The sequence below is a fragment of the Peribacillus sp. NPDC096448 genome, from assembly GCF_044762675.1.
Taxonomy (GTDB): Bacteria; Bacillota; Bacilli; order Bacillales; family DSM-1321; genus Peribacillus; species Peribacillus frigoritolerans_B.
This window is the reverse complement of record NZ_JBIWEU010000048.1, coordinates 1-6,765: the sequence shown is the minus strand read 5'-3', so window position 1 is coordinate 6,765 and position 6,765 is coordinate 1. Positions and strand designations below refer to the sequence as shown.

General features: G+C 33.3%; 6 protein-coding genes and 1 pseudogene. 4 read left to right on the top strand and 3 right to left on the bottom strand.

Going from position 1 to position 6,765, the window contains the following annotated elements; all coding sequences use genetic code 11:
• Positions 1–162 precede the first annotated feature (162 nt).
• The 3 genes from ACIQ0C_RS27000 to ACIQ0C_RS26990 form a co-directional block, all read right to left on the bottom strand.
• A complete protein-coding gene (locus tag ACIQ0C_RS27000) occupies positions 163–657 on the bottom strand; it encodes a GNAT family N-acetyltransferase (RefSeq protein WP_403065925.1) in 495 nt (164 codons plus the stop codon).
• 147 nt (positions 658–804) lie between these two features.
• Positions 805–1,185 carry a ribonuclease FAU-1 family protein gene (locus tag ACIQ0C_RS26995; RefSeq protein ID WP_403065922.1) on the bottom strand — a complete coding sequence of 127 codons (381 nt, stop codon included), beginning with the start codon at positions 1,183–1,185 and terminating at the stop codon, positions 805–807.
• Between the two features lie 345 nt (positions 1,186–1,530).
• A complete protein-coding gene (locus ACIQ0C_RS26990; RefSeq protein ID WP_305162855.1) occupies positions 1,531–1,803 on the bottom strand; it encodes an HU family DNA-binding protein in 273 nt (90 codons plus the stop codon).
• Positions 1,804–2,935: 1,132 nt separating this feature from the next.
• Here ACIQ0C_RS26990 and ACIQ0C_RS26985 point away from each other — a divergent pair.
• The 4 genes and pseudogenes from ACIQ0C_RS26985 to ACIQ0C_RS26970 all read left to right on the top strand — a co-directional run.
• Positions 2,936–4,129: an ABC transporter permease gene (locus tag ACIQ0C_RS26985; RefSeq protein ID WP_367240016.1), complete on the top strand. Its 1,194-nt coding sequence runs from the start codon at positions 2,936–2,938 to the stop codon at positions 4,127–4,129.
• A gap of 422 nt (positions 4,130–4,551) precedes the next feature.
• Positions 4,552–4,791, top strand: coding sequence for a helix-turn-helix transcriptional regulator (locus tag ACIQ0C_RS26980; protein WP_403065918.1), 240 nt, complete (start codon positions 4,552–4,554; stop codon positions 4,789–4,791).
• Entirely contained in the window at positions 4,781–5,131 is a 351-nt protein-coding gene (locus ACIQ0C_RS26975) for a DUF2178 domain-containing protein (protein WP_403065915.1), read from the top strand. Before ACIQ0C_RS26980 ends, ACIQ0C_RS26975 begins: the two co-directional genes overlap by 11 nt.
• Positions 5,132–5,283: 152 nt before the next feature.
• Positions 5,284–6,477: pseudogene (locus tag ACIQ0C_RS26970) on the top strand (IS4 family transposase); the annotation flags it as partial.
• Positions 6,478–6,765: the final 288 nt, after the last annotated feature.

Sequence of the window (6,765 nt, the reverse complement as noted above, 5' to 3'; positions counted from 1 at the left end):
ATTGGAAGGTTATTTGGCATGCACAAATTTAGTATAGCATGAAATATTTTAAGTTTTCATTGAAAAATGTTGACTAACTATTAGCTGGTTTAGTTGCATAAAGAAAGAGCTGTCTTAAGACAGCTCCGATCTTCAGCTAACTCACCCGTTAGTTCATTATTTCTAACTGGAAGAGATGTTATATTTCATTGTCCAAGATGTTCCTGATGAATCACATTGTTCAAATCCAAGTTTCTTATAAAGTTGTACAGCCTGAGTGTTTTTAGGGTCAACGCTCAAAGATAGAGATGTATAACCATCTCTAGAAGCTGTTTCAAATAACTTTTCCATAAGTAGGTTACCTATTCCCTTACCTCTTACTTTATTAATTACAGCTATACCTAGTTCAGGAGTCTTATCATCAACATATCTATAACCTTTTTGATTTTCTGCAAATAGGCGATACCATGCAGCACCAACAGGAAAATTATCTTCAAAAGCAATTATTGCTTTATCACCTTTTCGTCCCCATCCCTCACTATATTTTTTGATATGTGGTAAATTGAACAGTTCTTCTTTAGGTGGCTTATTTTCAGGAATATGAATAGCTTCATACATCATATCCGTTAAAAAATCTAAATCATGCTCACATTGTTCCAAACTTTTTACATGTATCAAAATTAATCACCCCATTTGATACTAATTCGACATAGAAATTTTATTACCTGTTCTTCAACTAATCTGCCCCTTTAGTTGCATAAAGAAAAAAGTTGCATTAAAGACAGCTCTGATCTTCAGCTAACGCAACCCTTTAGCTTCATAAAGTTATTTTAATTCATTAACTAAGAATTCCTTATGACAATGGGATAAATTAATCAATTCAAAGCTTTTATTACTTATAAAATTAGTAAGAATGTTTACTTCATCCCAAGCTGAATCATAAAGAGATTTATCAATAATTCCATTTAAAAAAGCCTCTTCAAGCTCATCAGCATCTTTTTGAATTATTTCTCCAGAAGGTAACAAAATAATATCTAAATATAAATCATCCAAATATGGAATATCATTATCTACTCCATTACCAAGGCAAACATCAATATACCATTGCACTATATTCCCATTAATATCAAACATTGTTGTTACAGAATGTTTTTTTCTAAGGGGAATTGTTGAAGCCACATCCTCTTTAGCATCTTCATCCCCCAAACCGATGAGTATTTACCTAATTATAACATTCTATTTTAAGTGATTTCTATAAATTGGGTGGTTCCTTTTTCAACTAACCTGCCCCGTTAGTTCATTAAGAAATCGCCATTTACATAGAAAGAAGATACACTCTCCATTCTTTCCAAGCTTTAAGATAGCCACTTAAGTCATGCGGGTGAACTCTAATACAAACGCCTATACGTGTGTATACAAGGGGTGGAGTTGACGTCAAGCCCTATAGTATACCTATAGGATAGTAAAAACCTAACACTTTACATAAAGAAAAAAATACTCTGGACGAATATCTCATCCCCAGAGTATTTTTACACTTACCAACTATGACTTTTATTTAACGGCCTCTTTTAATTCCTTACCTGGTTTAAAGGCAGGAACTTTGGAAGCTGCAATTTGGATTTCTTCTCCTGTTTGTGGGTTTCTACCCGTACGAGCTGCTCGGTCGCGCACTTCAAATGTGCCAAATCCAACTACTTGGATTTTTTCCTCTTTAGCGAGCGTATTAGAGATCGCTTCAAACAATGCATCGACTGCTTTTTTCGCGTCTCCCTTTGTTAGTTCAGCTTGTGTTGCCACAGTATTTACTAAGTCTGTTTTGTTCATAGTCAAGCACCTTATCCTTTATTCTTATTTTATATGTAGAGATGACAACATAACATATCTTTTATATGTCTGTCACTTGGTAAGTTAGACGCAAGGAAGCCAAATCCCTGTAATGATTACAAAGAATAGCTCCTTGGCGAAAGTCGATAATATTATGTAAACTAAAAATGGATATGATATACATAGTGATTTGTAGTCTTAAGAATTCGTCTTTTTTACAAACACCCCTAGGATTAGGCATGCTGCACAAATAACTAAAATAGCAAGTTGGCTCAAAGTTCCACCTCAAATCATTCCTACAAACTTTAAAAGGACAAACATATGCTTTAAGCAACAGCTTTTTGCTTAAAACTTTACTGCTCGTTAAAATCTTTCTTTACATTCCAAATATCTTTTTTAAGTCTTCATAAAACGCCATTGTCAAAAATACCAAAATGGTAATACCGATAGAATAGGGGCCTAAGTAAATGAAAAGGCCAAAACATACGAATATAATACCTATGTAGAAGCCAGGACCTGTGAGATCATTCTCCTTTTTTTATCCTCATAAATACTTATTTTTTTGAAATGTACGATCATTTTTAATCAGTGCATCTAATGTAATCTCATATAGTTCGCTTAACTTTATAAGATTCTCAATATCAGGATATCCCCTTATTGTTCTCCACTTATAAACTGCCTGTCTAGATGCATTCATTCATTTCTTGAGCTAGTTCTTCTCTAGACATGTTCTTTTGTACTCTTAACTTTTGCAACTGTTCTCTCAGTTCCATATACCCTCACCTCTTAGTACCACTTTATAACAATTATGGAAAAACAGCCACAAACACTTAGTAATGGTTTACATAAAGAAAATCATAGGTAGTACAGTAGTTATTTAAGGCATTGTGCATTTCCGTAATTGTCTTTGTTTTGCCTCATTATTTGTTACCTGCTTTTGAAGGAATTTGTTTTTAAGTTAACAAGAACAATTCTGTTATTGAATTTATTATCTGAATATTCAAGTTTACATAAACAATTAGCGTACCAAAAACGGTCGTTTGTGGTATCTTTATGTAGAAAGGGAAATGGATATTTATGTTAACTTTAATAAAAGATTGGGATATTATTCAATAAAGGTATGGGTGTATTAATGGATAGAAAAACATTATGGGGTTTAAGGGTTCAGGAATTTTATAGAAAAATGTTCAGGTACTATTCAATAATTGGTGCGAATGTTGTTTATTTTTTTCTGATCATTAGTAGTATCTTTATTTATTATTTTAATTTATTTCTTCAGTGGATACCTCCTCAAATATCTGTTGAAGTAATCTTATCACTATTTATAACCTTCATTTTAAAACAGACAAAAGTCCGTACTTTTGTTAAAAGGGCAGATATAATCTTTTTGTTGCCATTAGAATGGGGATTAAAGCCGTATTTTATTAAATCACTTATATATAGTTTTGTTTTTGATGTTATTAAATTGGTAAGTTTCATAACTGTTTTTTTATCCCTATTTTTGCACAAAACTAATATAAATCTTCTCTTTCTTTTTTTTATAGTGGGGATTGCTGCTTATAACATTTTAATGAAGTGGACTGAACAATGGTTAAAAAACCATGTACAATTTGTGTTACATAGGCTAAATAGGTTTTTTTCAATATATTTAATGAGTTACTTTTTGTTTAATAATGACTGGATTTTTGAGCTTGTTTTAATGAGTATAAATTTCGTCTATTTAATTTATTTTATAGGAAAAAAAAGAAATCTGAATTGGCAGTGGCTAATAGTTGAAGAAGAAAGTGCCTTATTAAGTAACTTTAAATTTATTAATATTTTCATGGATGTCCCTAATCTTAAACGTTCTTTTCGGAAAAGACGTTTGCTTACTATGATTCTGAAAAGGTGTATCCCATATAGTCAAAGTAGTACATTCGTATATTTATACTCACACTTGTTTGTAAGATATAATGATTACTTTTATCTTTATTTAAGACTAACTGTAATTGGCATATTTGTTAATTATGCTATGCCAGCAAGTGGTTGGATCTTTAATCTTCTCATTTTATTTATGACTGGATTTCAAGTAATTCCTTTACAACATGAAATGAAACAAAGTGTATTACTTTATCCTATTTCAAAATCTCAGATAAAAGATTCTTTCTTAAAGTTTGTCTTGGTCATACTATATGCACAATTTTTTATTCTATATTTCGCAATGTTCATGCATACTTCTACTGCTAACTTATTCAATCTTGTAATTGGAAGTTTATTTGTTTATGTATTTGTATATTTCTTTGTATCAAAGAGAGTCAATGTCTCAGGAAGTGCCTTTAAAGAATAGCGTGGTATTCAACTAACGGAGGCTTCAGCTTAACAAGCCAAATAAAAAGTCGGTTCCTTAGCGTGCTGGAATCCGACTTTTTTAGGTTGAAATTTGCTTAGCGTACAAAATTTCCGAAATGTTGGCTGTACCCCTTTTAACATATGAAGATTTCGTTCATGTTCATTTTAAAAAACGTTTTAGACTAAATAGCATTGATCTAATGAATATTATCACCCAATTGCACCACCCAAAACCATAAATTACACCAGATCAATATGTGAACCTGACGGAATCATGAATTTCGTCAGGTTCTTTCTGCATTATGGATCTTATTGAATCAAAGTAATCTAAGTAAACTTAAAGGTATTTTATATTTTTGTATAAGTTTACTTTACTTTTATAAAAGATGAGTTTATAATTTAATCCAAGAGGTGGTAATTATGAAGAAAGATTTTGGTGATTCGATATCAAATAAGGTTTATGAATATCGTGTACTTGCCAGAATGTCTCAGCAAGAATTAGCAGAGAAAGTCGGGGTTTCCAAACAAACCATCTTCGTAATGGAAAAAGGAAATTATGTTCCGACTCTGATGTTAGCTTTTCGAATTGCAGAATTTTTTAGTGTTGATGTAAACGATATTTTTACTTATGTGAAAGGAAATGATCAAAATGATAACTAAGTCTATATCAGATATCCATAACTCAATTTTCTCCCCTTTAACGTCCTGGGCTGAACAATCTACAGGAAATTGGAATATTCTCATTGGAATTGGTTTTTTACTGCTAATGGGTAGTGCGATTTTTGGTTATGTATTTTATAAGAAGATTGGGAAAGACGACGAACGGACAAATAAAATCTTTTTGAAAAGCAGTTCCTATATGTTGTTGGCAGTTATTCTATGTGACATAATTTTTCCTAAAGACGATATGTGGACCATCTTTTTCTTGTTCAAATATACGCTGGTATTCTTAGCTGGTGGGGTATATCTAGCCGTCCAATATAAAAAGGATTTTTCATAAGTAAAGGTCGGGGGCGAGACTCAACCAAGGAGAAATCGTTGGTCTAATTGAGGTCACCATACATCGCTATCAAACTAAGATAAATTTGTATCCATATAATCAAAAAAACGCTATTCTTTTTGTAGAAACATACAGAAAGGATGGCGTTTTGGATGACTCTATCGATTCAAGGTGAGTTTCATTTATTCGCTAAAGAACTACAGCGATATCTATCTCCAAGTATCCTTCAACAGCTCGCACAGGAGAAGGGTTTCGTAAAACGTAAAAGTAAGTATGGCGCACGAGATTTGGCTGCTTTATGTATTTGGATTAGTCAACACGTAGCAAGCGATTCTCTTACTCGATTATGTAGTCAGCTTTATGCAAATACAGCTACACTCATAAGTCCAGAAGGACTGAATCAACGCTTTAATCCAGCAGCTGTCGCATTTCTTCGAGAAATCTTTACTTCTCTTCTCATACAAAAACTCTGTTCAAATCATTCACTTTCTGCACATATAATCTCTACTTTCAATCGTATCCGTATTCTAGATGCAACAGTGTTTCAACTACCTGATCAATTCGCCACTGACTATCAAGGTTCAGGTGGGAGTAGTAATACGGCAGGCGTGAAAATCCAATTGGAATATGATTTGCTTAGTGGTCAATTCCTTAACGTGCAGCTTGGACCAGGAAAGAATAATGATAAAACATACGGTACCATCTGCCTTGAAACCGTAGAGGCGGGCGATTTGTGTTTACGTGATCTTGGTTACTTCGATTTAGGAGACTTACAAACTATTCATGATAAAGGAGCTTACTACATCTCGCGGTTGAAGCTGAATACACGGATTTATATCAAGAACCCTGAGCCAGAATACTTCAACAACGGCATGTTAAAAAAGCAAACAGAATACATCCAGCTTGATATGACACAAATGCTGTCTGGCCTAACCCCTGGTGAAACGATGGAAATCCACGAGGCATACATTGGCCAAAATCAGAAACTTCCAGCACGTGTCATTATCCATCGTTTAACTGATGATCAAACGCAAACACGTCTGAAAAATCAAGCAATACGTGAAAAGAAGAAAGGCATTGTCATGAAGGATAAAAGTAAACGTTTAATGGGCATGAATGTATATATCACGAATATGTCGCTAGAAGAAGTACCGACAAACTACGTGCATTCATTATATTCACTTCGTTGGCAGATTGAAATTTTGTTTAAAACGTGGAATTCATTCTTTGAAATTGATGAATGCAAAAATATAAAAAGAGAACGCCTAGAGTGCCATTTATATGGACAACTCATCAGCATTCTCCTCTGTTCTTCTACGATGTTTCAAATGCGTCAGTTTCTGCTTGGGGTCCTACCACATGCCCATCAAGCTAAGAAAATAGGTCACCCCCAAAACGATAAATTGAGCTTATAAGTTATACAAGAAAGTACAAAATTTCGTTCTGGGGGCATTACAAAACTTTAACTTGATGGCAATGTGGCTGTACCCCTTATATAAAAGGGTCTGTTAAAGTGCTTGGTTCCTATAGGAGTGTTTTTGTAAACTAAAAATGAATATGATATACATAGTGATTTGTAGTCTTAAGAATTCGTCTTTTTTACAAACACCCCTAGGATTAGGCATGCTGCACAA